The 18,503-nt window shown below is 41.7% G+C and carries 16 protein-coding genes; 8 read left to right on the forward strand and 8 right to left on the reverse strand.

Going from position 1 to position 18,503, the window contains the following annotated elements; all coding sequences use genetic code 11:
- Nucleotides 1–279 precede the first annotated feature (279 nt).
- The 3 genes from fetB to AK825_RS06635 form a co-directional block, all read right to left on the reverse strand.
- The gene (gene fetB, locus AK825_RS06625; RefSeq protein ID WP_068035632.1) at nt 280–1,074 is read right to left on the reverse strand and encodes an iron export ABC transporter permease subunit FetB; all 795 of its coding nucleotides are present in this window, start codon (nt 1,072–1,074) and stop codon (nt 280–282) included.
- A gap of 93 nt (nt 1,075–1,167) precedes the next feature.
- Entirely contained in the window at nt 1,168–2,025 is an 858-nt protein-coding gene (locus AK825_RS06630) for an ATP-binding cassette domain-containing protein (RefSeq protein WP_068035634.1), read from the reverse strand.
- A gap of 9 nt (nt 2,026–2,034) precedes the next feature.
- Nucleotides 2,035–2,592 (reverse strand): thioesterase family protein, encoded by a 558-nt coding sequence (locus AK825_RS06635; RefSeq protein ID WP_203226496.1) that lies wholly within the window; start codon nt 2,590–2,592, stop codon nt 2,035–2,037.
- A 272-nt stretch (nt 2,593–2,864) separates the two neighbouring features.
- On the opposite strand from AK825_RS06635, the gene xthA reads away from it, so the two are divergent.
- From xthA to AK825_RS06650, 3 genes are all read left to right on the forward strand, one after another.
- Nucleotides 2,865–3,689, forward strand: a complete 825-nt coding sequence (xthA, locus tag AK825_RS06640) for an exodeoxyribonuclease III (RefSeq protein ID WP_068035638.1) — start codon at nt 2,865–2,867, stop codon at nt 3,687–3,689.
- A 75-nt stretch (nt 3,690–3,764) separates the two neighbouring features.
- Nucleotides 3,765–4,988, forward strand: a complete 1,224-nt coding sequence (gene argJ, locus AK825_RS06645) for a bifunctional glutamate N-acetyltransferase/amino-acid acetyltransferase ArgJ (protein ID WP_068035640.1) — start codon at nt 3,765–3,767, stop codon at nt 4,986–4,988.
- Between the two features lie 352 nt (nt 4,989–5,340).
- The gene (locus AK825_RS06650; RefSeq protein ID WP_068035642.1) at nt 5,341–5,739 is read left to right on the forward strand and encodes a DUF4377 domain-containing protein; all 399 of its coding nucleotides are present in this window, start codon (nt 5,341–5,343) and stop codon (nt 5,737–5,739) included.
- 125 nt (nt 5,740–5,864) lie between these two features.
- Here AK825_RS06650 and AK825_RS06655 read toward each other — a convergent pair whose 3' ends face one another.
- Nucleotides 5,865–7,301, reverse strand: a complete 1,437-nt coding sequence (locus AK825_RS06655) for an L-serine ammonia-lyase (RefSeq protein ID WP_275477976.1) — start codon at nt 7,299–7,301, stop codon at nt 5,865–5,867.
- 704 nt (nt 7,302–8,005) lie between these two features.
- On the opposite strand from AK825_RS06655, the gene AK825_RS06660 reads away from it, so the two are divergent.
- A complete protein-coding gene (locus tag AK825_RS06660; protein ID WP_203226530.1) occupies nt 8,006–9,325 on the forward strand; it encodes a solute carrier family 23 protein in 1,320 nt (439 codons plus the stop codon).
- 63 nt (nt 9,326–9,388) lie between these two features.
- On the opposite strand, the gene AK825_RS06665 is transcribed toward AK825_RS06660, so the two are convergent.
- Complete coding sequence (locus AK825_RS06665) at nt 9,389–10,321, reverse strand: DMT family transporter (protein ID WP_068035649.1); 933 nt, start codon at nt 10,319–10,321, stop codon at nt 9,389–9,391.
- A 506-nt stretch (nt 10,322–10,827) separates the two neighbouring features.
- Here AK825_RS06665 and AK825_RS06670 point away from each other — a divergent pair.
- A complete protein-coding gene (locus AK825_RS06670; protein WP_068035651.1) occupies nt 10,828–12,018 on the forward strand; it encodes a WG repeat-containing protein in 1,191 nt (396 codons plus the stop codon).
- Between the two features lie 155 nt (nt 12,019–12,173).
- On the opposite strand, the gene AK825_RS06675 is transcribed toward AK825_RS06670, so the two are convergent.
- Together AK825_RS06675 and AK825_RS06680 are read right to left on the reverse strand one after the other, a co-directional pair.
- Nucleotides 12,174–13,064 (reverse strand): alpha/beta hydrolase, encoded by an 891-nt coding sequence (locus AK825_RS06675; protein WP_227514147.1) that lies wholly within the window; start codon nt 13,062–13,064, stop codon nt 12,174–12,176.
- 277 nt (nt 13,065–13,341) lie between these two features.
- On the reverse strand, nt 13,342–13,506 hold the full coding sequence (locus AK825_RS06680; protein WP_058368698.1) for a rubredoxin: 165 nt from the start codon (nt 13,504–13,506) through the stop codon (nt 13,342–13,344).
- 284 nt (nt 13,507–13,790) lie between these two features.
- Here AK825_RS06680 and AK825_RS06685 point away from each other — a divergent pair, with 284 nt between their 5' ends.
- Nucleotides 13,791–14,360: an adenine phosphoribosyltransferase gene (locus AK825_RS06685; protein WP_068035653.1), complete on the forward strand. Its 570-nt coding sequence runs from the start codon at nt 13,791–13,793 to the stop codon at nt 14,358–14,360.
- Between the two features lie 133 nt (nt 14,361–14,493).
- On the opposite strand, the gene AK825_RS06690 is transcribed toward AK825_RS06685, so the two are convergent.
- On the reverse strand, nt 14,494–15,432 hold the full coding sequence (locus AK825_RS06690; RefSeq protein WP_068035654.1) for a transaldolase: 939 nt from the start codon (nt 15,430–15,432) through the stop codon (nt 14,494–14,496).
- Between the two features lie 492 nt (nt 15,433–15,924).
- Between AK825_RS06690 and pheA the strand changes: the two genes are divergently transcribed.
- Together pheA and hisC are read left to right on the forward strand one after the other, a co-directional pair.
- Nucleotides 15,925–17,106 (forward strand): prephenate dehydratase, encoded by a 1,182-nt coding sequence (gene pheA, locus AK825_RS06695; RefSeq protein ID WP_068035656.1) that lies wholly within the window; start codon nt 15,925–15,927, stop codon nt 17,104–17,106.
- Between the two features lie 191 nt (nt 17,107–17,297).
- On the forward strand, nt 17,298–18,422 hold the full coding sequence (gene hisC, locus AK825_RS06700; protein WP_068035659.1) for a histidinol-phosphate transaminase: 1,125 nt from the start codon (nt 17,298–17,300) through the stop codon (nt 18,420–18,422).
- The last annotated feature ends 81 nt before the right edge of the window (nt 18,423–18,503 follow it).

Raw genomic sequence — 18,503 nt, forward strand, 5'->3', positions numbered from 1 at the left:
TAGAGAGTAAAAGCCCTCTATACGATAATGTAGAGGGCTTTTTTGTGGACGTTGTTCTTTGTATCTGTAAATCTAGAATAAACTTGGTCTCTGAGGAAAAATACAATCGAGTTTTATTATCATTACTAAAATTAGTATTGAAATAATGTAGTTTTATAATTTAACAGTAGACTAACATAGCTGTAATTGATGTTTATATTGCGGTAGGAATACTGAACAGTATATAAAAAAAGTAGACAATTATATTTATATATGACGCAAAATAAAGAAGACCAATGGTCACTGGGGTAGAATAAATTGCTTTCTGCGGTTAAAGAAACGTCTATAAATAAGAAGTGCGCTTAGCGTGCAGCCAAGAGTGCTGCTTACACAGATTAAAAACATGGTCACTATCTGATAGCGTACGGCCTGGGTAGGATCTGCGCCAGCGAGTATCTGACCAGTCATCATACCTGGTAGACTGACGATACCGACGACTAGCATAGAATTAAGAGTGGGAGTCATGCCATTGACGATTGCAGCACGTATCTGCTCGTGCACAGCTTCAAACGGATAGGCAGATAAGCTCAACATCATCTCAATACGTCCCTGCTGCTCGTGAAAGGATTCGACAAGTTGATTGCTGGTCAAGGAGATAGCAGTCAGAGAATTACCTAGTATCAGACCCAATATTGGAATAACAAATTGCGGTGTATACCATGGCTCTACCCTCAAAATAAGGCCAATGGCGATAATGGTAACCAGTACAGCTGATGTGCCGACTGCAATAAGAGTGTCAGTAAATAATCCTTTATAAGTGCGTTTGACTCGGTTTTTGGCAGCTACTCCTGCAATGAGAGTCATAATGGTTAAAATTAATAATACTTCATACCATTGTTCACGCGCAAAAATCCAAGCGAGTATCAGTCCAATAAAGCTGAGCTGGACTACTGTACGAATAGCAGCTGTTAATAGAGTTTTAGTCAGCTTTAGGCGTAGTCGCCATGACACGATTAGCACAATGACAATCAAGCTGCTGGCAAGTGCAATGTCACCGTAAGTCAGTAAGATTTGGATATCATCTGTACGAATCATATGTGCTCGTCATAAAATCAATTAATGGTGAACAGGAGAGAGCGAATAAAGGTTGGAGCAGTCAAACTTATAGAGAGTAAGTTAGTTATGCTATTAAAATACCTCAGTTAATACGCCTGCTTGCATATGCCAATGCTTATCTGCTAATGGCATAATGTCTTGCGTATCATGAGTTATCCATAATAGAGCGCGTTGAGGTTTTGATTGTAACCAGCTGATTAGTAAATGCACAAGCTTCGCTGACGTATCAGCATCTAAAGCCGCCGTAGGCTCATCTAATAGCAGTACTTGTGGATTTAGCTGTAATAAGCGTAGCGTATTGACTAATTGTCGCTCACCACCTGATAAATGACTGGCCTCTTGCTGTAAAAAGTCTGTTGTACGCTCTAGATATGCAAGCTGCGCTATATGCCAGTCAATATCAAACTTGCTATGCTGATGCGCTTGTAGCCGATAAGGCATTTGTAGATTTTCAAGGACGCTACCTTCTAGTAGCTGTGGATGCTGGGCAAGTAAAGCAACTTGCGCGCGCCACTGGGTAGGTGAGGTGTCATGAATGCTAAGATAGTCATTACTATTACCCCTACTAGCATCTTTATTTTCGCTACCGTCTTGACGTAGCCAAACATCGCCTGTGGTGATGGGTGATAGTCCGGCTAGAGCTCTTAATAATACAGATTTACCACTCCCAGAATGGCCGGTTAATACTGTCACTTGTCCTTCTAGTAAGGTGTCACTAACACCAGTTATCAACGCCCGTTTATGAGTAGATAAAAGGTTGTCCGAGCCTGATTTAAGTTTGCTTTTTATCGCCGTCAGCCATTTTTTAGGCGTTGGAGGCTCACTAGCTACAGCAGCACTTTTTTCACCGCTCGGACTTACCATTGTAGAACGTTTGCTATATACCCAGATATTTTCAAAGGTGAGCAAAGGCTTGTTATTGACAGTCATTGGTAGATATCATTGCTTATTAGCGTGGTGGGTAATAGCTTGCTGAATGCTACTTTGAAGATTCTTTGGTACTCTTATTGGCCGTATGGGCGCAGCACTAGCTGGGGTAGTAGAGTTAGTAGTTGGATCTGTTGGTTCTGGTTTTGTCTGATTTTGCACGCAAGCAATGACGATTTTAGCGCTGCTTAATAGAGTTTCTGCAGAGGTACGGTTTTTTTGATCCGCCTCCTCTGCCACACGACGATGAATACTTTGATAGAATACAATACTGGCAGGTTTTAGCTCAACTTTATCAATGCGTACATCAATGATTTCATCTAAGAATATAGCTTTTTTATACTGTAATTGTGCCTGACTCACTACAAAATGCTGAATTTGGCCATCATCAGAATGCATAAAATAGCCATTTAATCCAAGCTTGCTGAACCAGTCGCGGCGGCAGTTTTCAAAAAATACTAAGTGATTGGCATGATAGACTATACCGCCAGCGTCAGTATGGTTGATATATACATGGTAATCAGTAGAAAATAGCGGTGTAGCTGTAGAATTTGATGTTTCTGTAGTCATAATTTGGCTCATATAGTTTGGCTGATAGAATTGTTCAATAAAAGTGCTTCAATACTTACTAATGCATACAATATAAAAATTATTAGGATCAAAGTATTAAATTGGTGTTTATGTCATAACGACCAATAAAGTAAGATTTTCCACTGTAGCCTAAGATTTGAGATCACGCAACAGATGAGACAGCTTAGGTCTGTTATCATAGCTATTTATTACCGCATTATATGCAGAAATTTATCAAAAGTAATTAAACTCGAATCAATATAGGATATCGCATGACCCGTTTTGTTAGTTTTAATATCAATGGTATTCGCGCCCGTCAACATCAGCTTGAGGCGGTGCGAGAAGTAATCGACCCTGATGTGATGGGGTTGCAAGAAACTAAGGTTCATGATGACCAGTTTCCCCTTGAAAATGTAGAGAGCCTTGGTTATCACATTGAGTATTTTGGGCAAAAAGGACATTACGGGGTGGCACTATTATCCAAGGTTGCGCCTATATTTGTACAAAAAGGTTTTCCTGGAGAAGATGAGGAAGCGCAAAAACGCTTTATCCACGCACGCTACGAATTGCAAGGACGCGAGATTGATGTGCTTAATGGTTATTTTCCGCAAGGTGAGAGCCAAGATCATCCGACTAAATTTCCAATGAAGCGCGCCTACTATGCTGATTTGATAGCTTATATTGATACGCTAAAGGCAGAAGGGCGCTCGCTTATTATCATGGGCGATATGAACATTGCGCCAGAAGATATAGACATTGGCATCGGTGAGGCTAATGCTAAACGCTGGCTCAAAAATAGAAAAACTTCGTTTTTGCCAGAAGAGCGCGAGTGGTATGCGGACTTAATGTCACGCGACTTAATCGATACCTATCGTCTGCACTATCCAGAAAGCACTGAGTTATATAGCTGGTTTGACTATCGCAGTCGCGGCTTCAACGATGACCCAAAGCGTGGCTTACGTATTGATCATATTCTATGTACCCCTGACTTAACTAGCCAGTGTGTTGATGCAGGTATCAGCTATGAGTTACGTGCAATGGAAAAACCTTCAGACCATGCACCCATCTGGTCAGCGTTTGATTTAGGTCAAGACTAGTGCGTGCGCAAAAGTAATATTGATAAATGCATCTCTAATAAATAACTCTAAAAATTAACTAATAAGGATTGAGCTATGGCTGTCGGAAACGTTGCAGTACCCAATACTATTTATCCCATTGACGGTATCAAATTAAGTGCTACCGCAGCGGGCGTGCGTTATAAAGATCGCGATGATTTAGTGGTAATCGAAATTATTGAGACTGCAACCAGCGCAGTTGTGACTACTAAAAACACATTTTGCGCTGCACCCGTACGTGTATTGCGCGAGCACTTTGCCAAGACCAGTCCGCGCTATTTAGTGACCAATACAGGTAATGCTAATGCGGGTACAGGTGCTGATGGCAAACGTCGCGCAGAAGAGATTTGTGCTGCCTTAGCTAGTAAAGCTGGCGTAGATACCAATACGGTATTGCCGTTTTCTACTGGCGTGATAGGCGAGCCGTTAAATAGTGAAGCAGTCATAGCAGGGCTAGATAAGGCTCTAGCCAATTTAGGTGCTGATAACTGGTTGGCAGCAGCTAACGGAATTCGGACGACTGATACTATCCCCAAGCTGGCGAGCCAAAAGGTAGATATTGCAGGTACTAGCTATCATATTACTGGTATCTCAAAGGGCTCAGGCATGATTCGCCCTAATATGGCGACGATGCTAGGTTATGTCGCAACGGATGCTAATATCGCTGCTGATCTATTGCAAGAGATGTTGATTGCTATTAATGAGCAGTCTTTTAACCGCATTACCGTCGATGGTGACACCTCAACCAATGATTGCTGCGTATTGATAGCAACAGGCGCTGCCAGCTCACAGGTAATCGACAGCCCTGAACATCCACATTATCAGTCTTTATTTAGCGCTCTAACTGAAGTGTTTGTACGTTTGGCACAATTAATTGTGCGTGATGGTGAGGGTGCAACGAAATTTATGACTGTAAAAGTTACTGGTGGAAAAACGACTCAGGAATGCTGCGATGTGGCTTATGCAGTCGCGCATTCACCATTGGTAAAAACAGCATTCTTTGCGAGCGACGCTAACTGGGGGCGTATCTTAGCGGCAGTTGGTTATGCAGGTATTGAGGATTTAGATACAGAGCAAGTCGATGTATATCTAGATGAAGTTATGATTTGTCAAAACGGTGGTGTAGCGCCTAGCTATACGGAAGAAGCGGGCAAGACAGTCATGAGTCGCCCTGAAATTACCATTCATATTGACTTAGCACGTGGCGATGCTAGCGATACTGTCTATACTTGTGATTTATCCTACGATTACGTCAAAATTAATGCTGACTATCGTAGCTAGTTTGAGTCTTTCACTAAAGTATGTTTCGTTATCAAATATCAGTCATAAGAAAATACCACAATCAGCAGTTAGTACGATTAGTTAACATCAGTTGCAAATACTGACGTTACGTTACAAAGCAGTTATAGAGGCAGAGCTTACTCACGACCTATACTAATTGCAGTACAACAATAAGCAGTACTGCCTATGTTTGGCTATTTAATTTAGCTTTTACTTAGCAGTACTCATTATTAACGCATTTATCTGAAGATGATATATCGTACCTCCTTATTTATATTAATAACAAATAAGAGGATGATATTGAATTGATAAGATAGTAACGATTTAACTATAATTAATTGAGGGTATAAGAATGAAAAAGTTAGCAATTGCAGCATTTGCAGCCACTTTTGCATTGGCAGGTTGTTCTACGATGGGTTTAGACGACGAGCGTACCATGGTTGTGGAAGGCCAAGCGGTAAATGTCAAAGTAGTTAATATTCCAAGCTTCAAAGTAGAAATCGCACCACGTAAAGCGCTTTGTGAGCGTATGGATACTACTGGTAATACAGTCGAAACTCAGTGCCTACAATATCGTCAGAGCTATCAGAAGAACTACAATACGTTAAACGGTAACATCCAAGGTTTTACGTATGAGCCAAACTATCGTTATATGCTAGACGTACGTCAAGAAGCGCTTGCTGATACCGCGTCTGGTGTGGTTAAGCCTGTTTGGATCTTGAATGAAGTAATTTCAAAAACTGCTGAATAATCATTTCTGATTGCAGTTATTGAATGATTAGTAAGATTTCATAGAAAAAGCCTCTAATTCGTTAGAGGCTTTTTTTTTGGCGTTTATCGAGCTTCGATTATAAGCTTCGATGCTAAAATTTTATTTTAACACTGGCTATAGTTAACACTGACGCCGTGAGTCGCAGTAGGTATACGATTGTCGGCATAAACAGCTAGACCGCCACGCGCTGTTTCTTTGTATTTATCCGACATATCAGCACCAGTTTGTTTCATCGTTTCGATAGCTTTATCTAGTGAGACAAAGTGCTGACCGTTACCACGGCAGGCAAGACGAGCAGCATTAATAGCTTTTACTGCGCCCATCGCATTGCGCTCGATGCAAGGTACTTGCACTAGACCGCCGACAGGGTCGCAAGTAAGACCTAAATTATGCTCAATCCCAATCTCAGCGGCATTAAGACATTTGGCAGGGTCACCGCCCATAATCTCTGCCAATGCAGAAGCGGCCATTGCACAAGCAGAGCCAACTTCGCCTTGACAGCCAACTTCAGCACCAGATATTGAAGCGTTTTGTTTGATTAAACTACCAATTGCGGTAGAGTTTAATAGAAATTTGCGAGCACCTTCTTGACTGTAGCTCGCCAAAAAGTCGCGATAATAGCACATGACGGCAGGAATGATGCCAGCAGCGCCGTTGGTTGGAGCCGTTACGACATTACCGCCATTGGCGTTTTCTTCATTAACTGCTAGGGCATATAAATCAACCCAATCCATTGCTGCAAGCTTATCGTTTTTTGTACTCGGCTGATCTTTTTCTGCACACAGCTGTAAGTGCAGCGCTTGAGCACGGCGTTTAACATCTAAGCCGCCTGGTAATATACCGCTGTTTTGACAACCTTGCTTAACGCATTCTTGCATCACTTCCCAGATAGAATCTAGATAGGCAAAAATTTCTTCTTTATCACGATAATGGCATTCGTTTGCTAATACTAGCTCACTAACACTTAAGTCATGTTGACGACATTGCTCAAGAAGCTCTGCTGCCGTATTAAAAGGGTAAGGGACTATATCAATCGTTGGTGTACCATGATCCTCATCTGGATTATGAGCATCATCGTCATTAATAACGAAGCCACCGCCGACTGAGTAATAAGTTTGCTGGTAATGAGTATCGTCTGCCAATATGGCACGAATTGTTAGCGCATTAGGATGGTAGGGTAGGACAGTATCATCGTACCAGTAGATATCACGCTCTGTGTCAAAGGCAATGACGTGCGAACCTGCAACATTCAGCTCTTTATCTGAAAAAATCGGCGTAAGATATTGGCTGGTCAATCGCGTATCAATAGTACTTGGGGTGTGTCCAAGTAAGCCTAAGAGAATAGCTGTATCGGTAGCATGACCTTTACCTGTCGCAGCGAGTGAACCATATAGTTCAATCTCTAATCTCTTGATATCAGTCAACTCAGATTGCTTACTCAAAGAAGCCAAAAACAAGTTAGCTGCTATCATAGGACCTACGGTATGTGAGCTTGAAGGGCCAATACCAATTTTAAATAAATCAAATACACTAATCATAATAAGTTACCAAAACAGTAAAAGTGAGTGAGCATGGTTTTTCATTTTAAAAACCTAACCTTTTAAAAACATTGCATTCTAAACAGCTTTATAACATAAACGCATTTGCAGCCTAATTCATAGTGCTAGCATAATAGATATGACAGGCAACAATAGATGTAGGGTACTGCTTAATAAGTTTGGAGCATCGTCTATGAAAATTTTTAAACGCAGTAGTACGGATGACGGGAGAATAATAGCTTTTGTTTATTATTAAATTCCGTTATGATGCTCGGCATCGACGCTTATGTAACATCCTGTAAATGGTTGCAGCTATCATAAATATCAAGAGGCGAGCAACCGATGCGGTAGATTTAGTAGAACATATCTGGACTCAGACATCTAGCAAAATATGACAAATTTGTATAAACAAATTCCCTTTATCAATTATTTTGATGATGAGAGTTGAGCTGAATAATTATCGCTAGATGAATTGGGTAGTATGGTGCGATATACTGGATAGGATGGTGCTTGCGTCATTAATTCTTTATTCATCCTTTTTAGCTATTATTCTCGGCCACATAGGACACGCGCGCATGGCAACCCCCTCAGAAGACCCCTCTAAATCAAAGCACTCCTCTCAATCAAAGCATTCTGAAACAGACCGTAGCTCTCAAGAACAGAATCCTTTAACGGCGCTAGAAGCAGCTGGTATAACTCCCCCTACTATGAAACTAACAGATAATCCAGACTTTGATAATGGGCGTTGGTTCCCTACATGGCAACCTTACCGTGGCGATCTTGACCACAATCCTGTCGGTATTAACGAGTATCTACCACCTTCTAAGAGTATCTTGCTTGGTATTCAACATACCTTTGCTATGTTTGGCGCGACCGTCCTTGCGCCGCTATTAATGGGTTTTGATCCCAACCTAGCTATTTTGATGTCAGGTATCTGTACGGTGATGTTCTTTATGATTACCGGTGGGCGCATGCCTAGTTACCTAGGCTCAAGCTTTGCTTTTATTGGTCCAGTAATTGCTGTCACTGCTTATGCAGGCGTAGGCTTCAATAGCAATTTAGATGTCGCTTTGGGCGGCATTATGGCCTGTGGTATTATCTATGCGCTAATAGGTTTATTGGTGATGAAGACTGGTACGGGCTGGATTGAGCGCCTGATGCCACCTATCGTCACTGGCGCGATTGTAATGATTATCGGTCTTAATCTAGCACCAGTTACTATCCAAGGCGTATCGGCTAATCAGTTCGATGCATGGATGGCGGCACTGACTGTGCTACTAATCAGTAGCGTGGCAGTATTCACACGCGGGATGCTGAGACGTTTGTTATTATTGGTTGGTTTGGTATTATCGTATATCGCCTATTTTGTGATGACGAACGTGCTAGGTTTTGGCACGGCGATTGATTTTACTAGTGTGGCTGCTGCTTCATGGTTTGGTTTGCCAAGTATTCATGCACCGCGCTTTGAGATGAGCGCTATTATCTTGATTGCACCTGTAGCATTTATTCTTGTCGCTGAAAACCTTGGACACTTTAAAGCAGTAGAGGGAATGACCAAATCACGCGTTACTCCTTATATGGGTCGCGCGTTTTTTGCTGATGGCGTGGCAACGACATTCTCAGCAGGCTTTGGCGGTACTGGTGTAACGACTTATGCTGAAAACATCGGCGTAATGGCAGTAACCAAGGTTTATAGTACGACTATTTTTGTCATAGCGGGTCTAGTCGCTATTTTACTAGGACTATCACCAAAGTTTGGCGCTATTATTCAGACTATTCCTCCAGCATTATTGGGCGGCGCTTCTATCGTAGTGTTTGGCTTGATTGCTATTGCTGGCGTGAAAATTTGGATAGACAGTCATATTGATTTTAGCAAAAACAGCAATCTAATTATTGCTGCGGTCACTGTGATTATGGGTACAGGTAACTTTAGCCTGCACCTAGGTGGTTTTGATTTGGGTGGTATTGGTACGGCAACTTTGACGGCTATCGTGCTTAATGCATTGTTTAACAGCCAAAAAGATTAAGACGTAGCTCATTATTACTTAGCTATTCTTACACTTAGGTGTCTTTACATTACCTAGCAGCCTTTACTTATATTTACGTTTATAAAATCTTGAGAAAAAACGATAACGACGCAGCGCGCGTGGCTTAGGTTTGACTGAACCTAAGTAAATGGCGAACATAGTCAGTAGCGCGCCGCTCCATTGTAAAGTGTTAATAGGTTTGTCCAGCCAGCTATAATCAATAATCAAAGCGGCAACCGGTTCAGTTAATAGCAGCAACCCGGTCAGTGCTAATGACAGTTTAGGAATAGAGTAGGCAATCAGTCCCCATGCCACGCATTGCATCACCGCGCCGTAGACCAATACCCAACCAAGCTCTGACCACGTGTTAGGCATTATATTGCCCATATCAAAAACAAACATTGGCACTATCATAGCGAACACTCCACCAATGCTAATCAATTGCATTAATACAAATATGGGCGTTGGTTCTGTGTCGTGAGTCTTACGAATAAAGGTCATGGACGCCGCTAGCATGGCACCTGATACAATCCCAGCAATAAAGCCCCAAGTAGCGTCACTATTGTGGGCAAACTCAGGGCTACCAATCATTGCCACTCCCAGCATCGCTAGGCACAGACTCAGCAATTGCAAGATTGACTGGCGCTCGCTAAAGTATAAAAAACCAATTGCAGCTAAAAAGAAAATCTGCAAACTATTAAGTAAGGTTGAAATACCGGGGCCAACAGCATAAATACTCTCATGCCAAAGCGCTAAGTCTAATCCTAAAAATACTCCCGATAATAAGCCGTAAAAGATTGCACGCCTTGAACGTGGCATCCGCTGACCAGTCAATTTAGCCAATACCGCAAATATGACACCTGAAATAGCAAGACGCCAAAACGCCATTGCCCAACCGCCAATATCGACATGGGCTACGATTAGGCTTCCTAAGCCAAAAATAATACAACCAATCGTTAAGCCGATGGATGCAGAACGTGAAGAGGCAACAGCCATAAGTTGTCCTTATACCGCGATTATGGGTTCAGATAGGCAAATAAAAGTAACGCTCAGGCTATCGTGACTGTAGCGAAGAATTCTAAATTTACAGATTAAAAGAACAAGATTAAAACATTGAGCTTATAGTGGTGTTATGAACTAGGTATATATTTAACAGCGGACTAAAAAGCGGTTTTAGGATGTACAATTGTAAACGGTTTAGGCAGTGAGATAAATACCATAAGCACTGATTAAAAATAACGACAATGCTTAGCTGTGAATGTTCAGCACGCCTTAATACATGACAGAATTTTGACAGTGTATCTATATCGCAGTTACATCCTTACAGGACTAGTGTTGGTTAAAACTGTCCCATTTGCTAATGTAATAGCTTGTAATCACAACTATTAATCGCTTATTATCCTATTGTCTTTCGCACTTCTATTTTTTGCACGTTTTATTGTCATTACTCGCCTTTGATATTAATTGTCATCGGCATTAATACTTTCAGCTTAGGTTTGAATATGTCTCAAAGATCTATACAGAAATGGCCAATAGCAGGGCAAATATTATCAAAACGCCAGTCTCTGCCGCTATTAGTATCTACTTTATCACTATTACAAGCGCCACGACTATACTTGATGGCTGGTGTATTGTTAAGTACGATATTTGTTATGCCGACAGCCGAAGCAGCCAGTTGTAAAACACCCAAAAGCTACTATAAAAACGTTGCTTGTACAGCTGCTAGTGGTTATTTCTTGGCGGTAACAGATTTTGGAGCACCGGTTGCATTAATCGATAATAAAGGCAAAAGGGTCGTTGATCTATCACGCTATCAAAAGGTCGATGCTGATAAGTTGTCAAGCGGTCTATTGCCTGTACTACGCCACGGCCGTGTCGGTTACATTAATATGCAAGGTCGTGAGGTTATTCCTACTATTTATGATATGTTCAAGGGTAATGGCGGCTGGGCGCGTCCAGTATCTGAAGGACGTATCGTTGTAAAAAGGAATGGCGACTATGGCGTGATCGGTACAGGCAATCAGACGATTGTACCATTTACATCTACGATCACTGACATTGATGATTATCGAGGCGGGGTAGCACGCATACGTAGAAACCAGTCAACGAGCTGGCTGGACAAAAACGGCAAAACTACTAGTGACCCTAATGCGAAAAATGAAAATAATGAGGCTATGTCTGCTTCAAATAACGCATCACCAAATAATGCAGCGTCGAATAATGATCCAATGTCTGCTGCTCAAATAAAGTCACCAAGATCTACGCCTTTTACAACCTTGCAACCGGATCAGCAAGATGGACGCTGGGGGTTTGTTGATGATAAGAATGTCACTATGATTACTTATTCATTTGACGAAGTACGCCCGTTTTCTGAAGGTTTAGCTGGCGTGCGTGTAAATGATAAATGGGGCTTTGTGAATTTAGGCGGTGAGTTGGTTATCCCATTTAGATTTGATAATGATGGTTTAATTACGGATAGCGTTGATAGTAATAAAAATGAAAGTAGTATTAAGACCGAAACTAATAATGAAAATCTAAATCTTAGTGAAAGCGAAAGTAATGTTAAAGGTACAAGTAATATTGAAATCGAGTCTGCATTTATATTTGAAGACAATAAAGCTTGGGTAGGTAATCTTAAAGATGGCAGTAAGATTTGTATTGATAAAGAAGGCACTAACGTTAGCTGTGGATAAATCTGTATCAATCAAATATTAGCTGATGTTAGAGAGTATTTAATACTCTCTAATCTTACAAAGCAAGAAAGAGGTTAAGATGCATAATTAGTTTATGCATCTTAACCTCTTTTTTTATTTATCTGTTCTGCTAAAAACAGGCCTATGAAGGCTGTTTATCCTAGTAGATGGTTACGAATCAAGTCAACGAGATAGGGCTGATAGTACGCTGGAATATCATGTGCCATGCCTTCGATTAAATGAAACTTAGCATTTGGAATAGTCTTGGCCACTACGCGACCTTGCGAAGCGGGCAGTAAGCCATCGGCGCTACCATGAATAACAATAGTCGGAGCTTTAACTTGCTTACTAAAGCGGCTAATAGAGCCTGATGCCAAGATAGCATTCAGTTGTTGCACAGTGCCCAACGGATGGAAATTACGCTGATAGCGAATCTTGGCAATTTCACGTACCGTGCGCACATTAACATGTCCTGGCGTTCCTACCGTCTTCATAAACCAAACGCTATGACGCACGATATCACGTTCTGAGTGACTCTCAGGACGATTAATCAAGGTATATAACTGCTTAGGCTTAGGAGGTTTTAAGAAGGCGCGGTTGGTTGTCGTAAACATCAGTGCCAAACCCTGCACCAAACTTGGATAACGCGCTGCAACAATCTGTGCAATCATGCCACCCATTGAGGCGCCAAGTAAATGCGTGCTACCGAGATTCAAGGCTTTAATCAGACGTGCGGTATCCTCGGCCATATCGGTCAAATTATAGGCAACCTGTTGGCTCTTATTGGACAGGCCAGTTTGCAGACGCAGCATCATTTTAAGTTGGCTAACACGCGGTAGACCTTCAATCTGAACTTTAGAAGACAGACCAATATCACGATTATCAAAACGAATCACAAAAAACCCAGCATCGATCAGACGTTTAATAAAATCGTCCGGCCAAAACACCATCTGTGAGCCAAGGCCCATAATCATAAGTAGCGGCGGATTCTCAGGATTACCGCCAGCTTCGACGCATAGGTTGATGCCATCACCGATATCTAGCATTGCTTGATAAAGATGATCACTTAGATCTGATACTCGCCAATTATGCTTGCCAAGTTTTTCCCAAACAGGTGTAGGATAGCTAGATGTTGCATTACTAGTTACGTTACTAGATGCTATATCAACAGGTGCTAAAAGGTTGCCAGAAATCTCGGGCAAACCTGTCACCTCAAATTCGCCTATAGCTTGTGTGCCTGTAGGCTCATGCTGGCTGGGATGTTTTGGGTCATTAGAGTAATTTGAATTCGTCATGAGATATCCTAGTTAGAGTTCCGTGAACCTAGACTTCCATCATCTCAAAATCCAACTTACCAACGCCGCATTCAGGGCATGTCCAGTCATCAGGAATATCGTCCCATTTGGTACCAGGCGCAATACCTTCTTCAGGGCAGCCAAGTTCCTCATCATAGATCCAGCCACACACAATACATTCATAACGTTTCATACATAATCCTATCAATTGTTACTAATTTTATAGCTTGTTAGCAGCCCGCAAAAACGCACGTAGTTTATCATATAACGACACTTTACGTAGTTAAGTTTACACTTGTATATTGAGATAAGTAAGCATTTATCAAGTTATAGATTGCTCTTTATTGCATTTAATTGACTGTCCTCTATCGAGTTTAACCGTCAGAATAAGCCTGACTATGCTATTATAGCCGCCGCTAACTGCTGAATTTCACGCATTATTTATTGCCGTTATATCATTTTAAATGAAGGGTTATTATGAGCGCTATCGCCGCCACTACACCAGCTAACATCCAATCTGAGCAGTTTAATGTGCTTAATACTGACCATCCATTTTGGCAAATTATACGTACTGTACCTGACTTCCCAAAAGTTGGCATTGATTTTTATGATATTACACCGTTACTGCGCAGTCATATCAATGAGGTCATTGATGCGTTGCTAGCAGCGTTGCCTGAAGGACTGATGGACGAGGTGGATTGTTTAGGTGCTGTCGAGGCACGCGGTTTTGTATTTGCAAGCTTGCTTGCTGGTTGCTTGGGTAAAGGCATGATATTGCTACGCAAGCCAGGTAAACTACCACCACCAGTTGCAAATAAAGCATATGCGCTAGAGTATGGTAAAGATACCCTAGAGATGCAAAATAACTTGCCACCTGAGCGCGTACTATTAGTTGATGATATCTTGGCAACTGGTGGTACGTTAACGACCGCTTATGAATTGTGTAAGTCAGCTGAGCATACGGTAGTAGGGGCTTTAGTATTACTCGATTTAGTTGATTTGCATGGCGAGTTTCCAGTGCCTGTTTATACAGTTTTAAGGGCTTAAATATAGCTCTTAAAATACGCAAAAAGCGCTCCAACTTAATTGTCAGGGCGCTTTTTTTAAATGATACAACAAGCTAGATTTTTAATTCAAACAGTATTAAATTATGGTGCTATTTTTTACTTAATAACTAACTTTAGCGCATTGCCGTTAGGGTTTGAGCTAACTCATCACGTGCACCGATAAAACCATCAATGCCTTTTGGCAGTAAGTTCTGTGTGACTTTATCTTGTTGATAAGCATTACTAAACTCTTCATGGGTTAGGCTTACCTTTTTCATCGCATCCAAATCCATTGACATGCTAGGCGATAGCTGGCGAGTAACAGTGACGTCCATTGCGGCGAGCTCATCAATAAGGTTTGGTGCAATAGTTAATAAATCACAACCTGCTAGCGCGATTATCTGCTCAACCGAGCGAAAGCTTGCACCCATGACTTGAGTATCATAGCCGTGCTGTTTAAAATATTGATAAATGAGCTTCACTGACTGTACGCCCATGTCATCAGAGACAGGTACATTTTGGCGACTTTGCTGGCGTTTTTGCCAATCTAAAATGCGGCCAACAAAAGGTGAAATTAGCGTCACGCCTGCATCAGCACAAGCGACGGCTTGGTGTTGGCCAAATAACAAAGTCAGGTTGCAATGAATACCTTGCGTTTCAAGGTAGCGCGCTGCCTCAATCCCTTGCCATGTGGCAGCCATTTTAATCAATACACGTTCAGAATCGACGCCTGCTTTTTGGTAAGCTTCTATAAACTCTAGCGCTTTATCAATGGTCGCTTGCGTGTCATAAGATAAACGCGCATCGACTTCTGTAGATACGCGACCTTCAATCAATTCTAAAATATCACAACCAATTTTAATGGTAAGTGCGTCAATGACTGCATCTACGTTACCATCATGCCGACTCATTGTTTCTGAGAGCATCGCTTGGTTGTCAGGATTAATAAGTGCTTTAGTTATGAGGCTTGGATTGGTGGTCGCATCGATCGGTTTTAGTCGCGCAATGGCGGTAAGGTCGCCTGTATCTGCGACAATAGTGGTCATGGTACTAAGTTGTTGTAATGCGCTCATCATACATCCTTATGGAAACGGTTAACGGTGGCTATTCTCGTAATAGCGATACGGCCAATATCTAGTATGAAACTGTAGCATAGTTTGCTGCGTAATTTCGAATGATAGTGAGTTTTAGGCTATTGTATTGAACAGATGTGCTCAAAAATTACAGGCGGGGTTACTCATTATAAGAATTTTGCGCCATTTAGCTCATTTACGCATGGGCACTTTGCATGGTTTTTGCTATAGTAGAGGCGGTCATCTGATTACCTATCAAATATACTCATAGTTAACTTGTAAAAGGTAAGCTATAAAAGCTAAATTATACAAACCGAATTATAAAAACTGAGCTATAAATAAGTTATCGTTAATCATATATAGCGACAAGGTTAGATGAAAGGTAGAGAAAAAGATAGGGAAGAGATACCTCAAATATATTAGTGAAATGCTAAATTCGTTAGCATTTAAGATCTTAGTGATACATAACAGTTATAAAAAGGATGGGCGGTAATGAGTGAGCAGTCATCAGATCAAAACATGGACAATCTAAACCCAACTGCCACAGGCGTCAGCGATACCTCGACCGACCAAGAGTTTTTAAACCATCTACGCCAAAGTATCGACGCGGTAGACTCTGAAATTCATACGCTGATTAACGATCGTGCCAAGCTGGCTCAGCAAGTGGCAACCGTTAAAAAGGAGCATGTGGCAAAGAGTGGTGTTGCCGCTGATCGCAACCCTATCTTTTATCGTCCTGAACGTGAAGCACAAGTATTAAAAGCCGTCATGGAGCGTAATACTGGTCCAATCGCTGACGAAAAGATGGCGCGTTTGTTCCGCGAGATTATGTCAGTTTGCTTAGATTTAGAAGCGCCGCAGCGCATTGCTTTCTTAGGTCCAGTTGGTACTTTCACTCATGCTGCTGCTCTAAAGCACTTTGGTAAAGCTGCTGATACGGTACCAATGACGACTATTACTGATGTGTTCCGTGAAGTTGAAGCAGGTACCGCTATGTATGGCGTGGTACCCGTTGAAAACTCCTCAGAAGGTGTGGTCAACCATACCTTAGATGGTTTTTTGTCTTCAACGTTAAAGATAATTGGTGAAGTTGAGCTGCCCATTCATCAAAACTTCTTAGTCGCTGAACACACCAAAGTTGAGAGCCTAAGTCGTATTTACTCGCATCAGCAGTCGCTAGCGCAATGCCGACATTGGCTCGATGTAAATTTCCCTAATGTTGAACGCGTTGCAGTATCGAGCAATGGCGAAGCTGCTCGTCGTCTCAAAAACGAATGGCATTCAGCTGCCATCGCGGGTGATGTAGCCGCTGCCGAGTATGATTTACATAAGCTTTACTCAAATATTGAAGACAACCCTAGCAATACCACACGCTTCTTAATTATTGGTCATGAGGCAATTGCCCCATCAGGACAAGATAAAACCTCTATTGTGGTCTCAGCTTATGATAAAGCTGGTGCATTGATCGAAATACTTAAGCCGTTGTCTTATCATGGTGTATCAATGACCAGTATCGAGACCCGACCTGAACGTCCTAACAAATGGGCCTATGTCTTCTTTATTGATATGGATGGTCATATCCAAGATCCAAATGTTAGCGCTGCTATTGCTGATATCCGTCCGTTGGTGAAGGATGTGCGTGTACTAGGCTCATATCCGAAAGCAGTGCTATAGTTTATCCACTATAAAAGAGTTACAGCGTTAAACTCGCTTGAAATATTACATGTACATTTGCAATTGGTCGCCTTGTAACTCTTTTAAATTGAAGAAACTATATAAGCTAGGTTAGGTAAACCACTTTTTGTTATTAGTTCATCATTGGTATTAATACGTAATAGATGGGTCACAACATCTAAGGACAGATCATGCAGTCTACTAAATCGACAGTGTTAGAATTATCACCCTTGACTCCGGCCTATGACAGTATCTTAGAGCTGGCACCGTATCAAACTGGTAAGCCAGTTGAAGAGTTGACTCGCGAATATGGCGTTTCTGATGTGGTAAAGCTGGCGAGCAATGAAAACCCAATAGGATGCTCGCCACAAGTTACGCTAGCTATTACCGAACAGCTAGGAAAGCTGGCACGTTATCCAGACGGAAATGGTCATTATTTAAAGCAAGCGCTTTCTGACTTCACTGATGTAAATATAGAGTGTATTACTTTAGGCAACGGCTCTAATGACTTGCTTGATATTTTGGCACGCAGCTTTGTCAGTGCTGATGATGCGGTAGTGTATAGTCAGTATGGATTTATCATCTATCCGATGGTGACAAAAATGCAAGGGGCGACAGGTATAGAAGTACCTGCGCATCGCTTTGGCCATGATTTGGATGCCATGCGTCAAGCAGTAGAAGATAATCCTAATACCAAGATGGTTTTTATCGCCAATCCCAATAACCCAACAGGCACTCTGCTTCAGCATAGAGAACTGCATAAGTTTGTTGCAAGCGTCCCAAGTTCGGTGTTGGTAGTATTGGATGAGGCCTATATCGAATATAGCCCTGAAAGCAATAACCGTGCGCTGTTAGATGAGTTTGACAATGTGGTTATTGTGCGTACTTTTTCTAAAGCTTATGGGTTAGCAGGTTTGCGCGTTGGTTACGCACTCAGCTCAGCCGCCGTGGCTAATTTGCTCAATCGTATCCGTCAACCGTTTAATGTCAGCCGCGTTGGCTTAGCGGCTGCTGTAACGGCTCTTTGCGATCAAGGTTTTATTGAAGAGACGATTAAAACCAATCAAGAGCAAATGCTTTGGTTAGAAAAGCAATTTGACGCGTTGGGACTGGCATTTATTAAATCGCATGCCAACTTTATTATGATTGAGATTGAGGATGCCGCTGATATCTATCAAGCATTACTTGAACAAGGTGTCATCGTACGCCCACTTGCTGGTTATGGTCTCAATGACTGGTTACGTATTACTGTAGGCATCGCAGAAGACAATCTACGCCTCATTGATACTTTACGCTCCATCTTAACCAATGACTAGGTAAATACAGTTTACGTAGTGCGTTTTGAAATTTAATAAATAGTCTTTATAGTTTCATAATTAAATGTTCAATTCACTCTA

This window comes from Psychrobacter sp. P11G5 (assembly GCF_001593305.1).
Taxonomy (GTDB): domain Bacteria; phylum Pseudomonadota; class Gammaproteobacteria; order Pseudomonadales; family Moraxellaceae; genus Psychrobacter.

Coding starts and splice junctions, on each gene's coding strand:
- AK825_RS06635 (WP_203226496.1), bottom strand. CDS start 2,592: ATGACTACAGAAACATCAAATTCTACAGCTACACCGCTATTTTCTACT.
- AK825_RS06660 (WP_203226530.1), top strand. CDS start 8,006: ATGAAACTAACAGATAATCCAGACTTTGATAATGGGCGTTGGTTCCCT.
- AK825_RS06650 (WP_068035642.1), top strand. CDS start 5,341: ATGAAAAAGTTAGCAATTGCAGCATTTGCAGCCACTTTTGCATTGGCA.
- hisC (WP_068035659.1), top strand. CDS start 17,298: ATGCAGTCTACTAAATCGACAGTGTTAGAATTATCACCCTTGACTCCG.
- AK825_RS06690 (WP_068035654.1), bottom strand. CDS start 15,432: ATGAGCGCATTACAACAACTTAGTACCATGACCACTATTGTCGCAGAT.
- AK825_RS06685 (WP_068035653.1), top strand. CDS start 13,791: ATGAGCGCTATCGCCGCCACTACACCAGCTAACATCCAATCTGAGCAG.
- AK825_RS06670 (WP_068035651.1), top strand. CDS start 10,828: ATGTCTCAAAGATCTATACAGAAATGGCCAATAGCAGGGCAAATATTA.
- AK825_RS06680 (WP_058368698.1), bottom strand. CDS start 13,506: ATGAAACGTTATGAATGTATTGTGTGTGGCTGGATCTATGATGAGGAA.
- fetB (WP_068035632.1), bottom strand. CDS start 1,074: ATGATTCGTACAGATGATATCCAAATCTTACTGACTTACGGTGACATT.
- argJ (WP_068035640.1), top strand. CDS start 3,765: ATGGCTGTCGGAAACGTTGCAGTACCCAATACTATTTATCCCATTGAC.
- xthA (WP_068035638.1), top strand. CDS start 2,865: ATGACCCGTTTTGTTAGTTTTAATATCAATGGTATTCGCGCCCGTCAA.
- AK825_RS06665 (WP_068035649.1), bottom strand. CDS start 10,321: ATGGCTGTTGCCTCTTCACGTTCTGCATCCATCGGCTTAACGATTGGT.
- AK825_RS06675 (WP_227514147.1), bottom strand. CDS start 13,064: ATGCTAGATATCGGTGATGGCATCAACCTATGCGTCGAAGCTGGCGGT.
- pheA (WP_068035656.1), top strand. CDS start 15,925: ATGAGTGAGCAGTCATCAGATCAAAACATGGACAATCTAAACCCAACT.
- AK825_RS06630 (WP_068035634.1), bottom strand. CDS start 2,025: ATGACTGTCAATAACAAGCCTTTGCTCACCTTTGAAAATATCTGGGTA.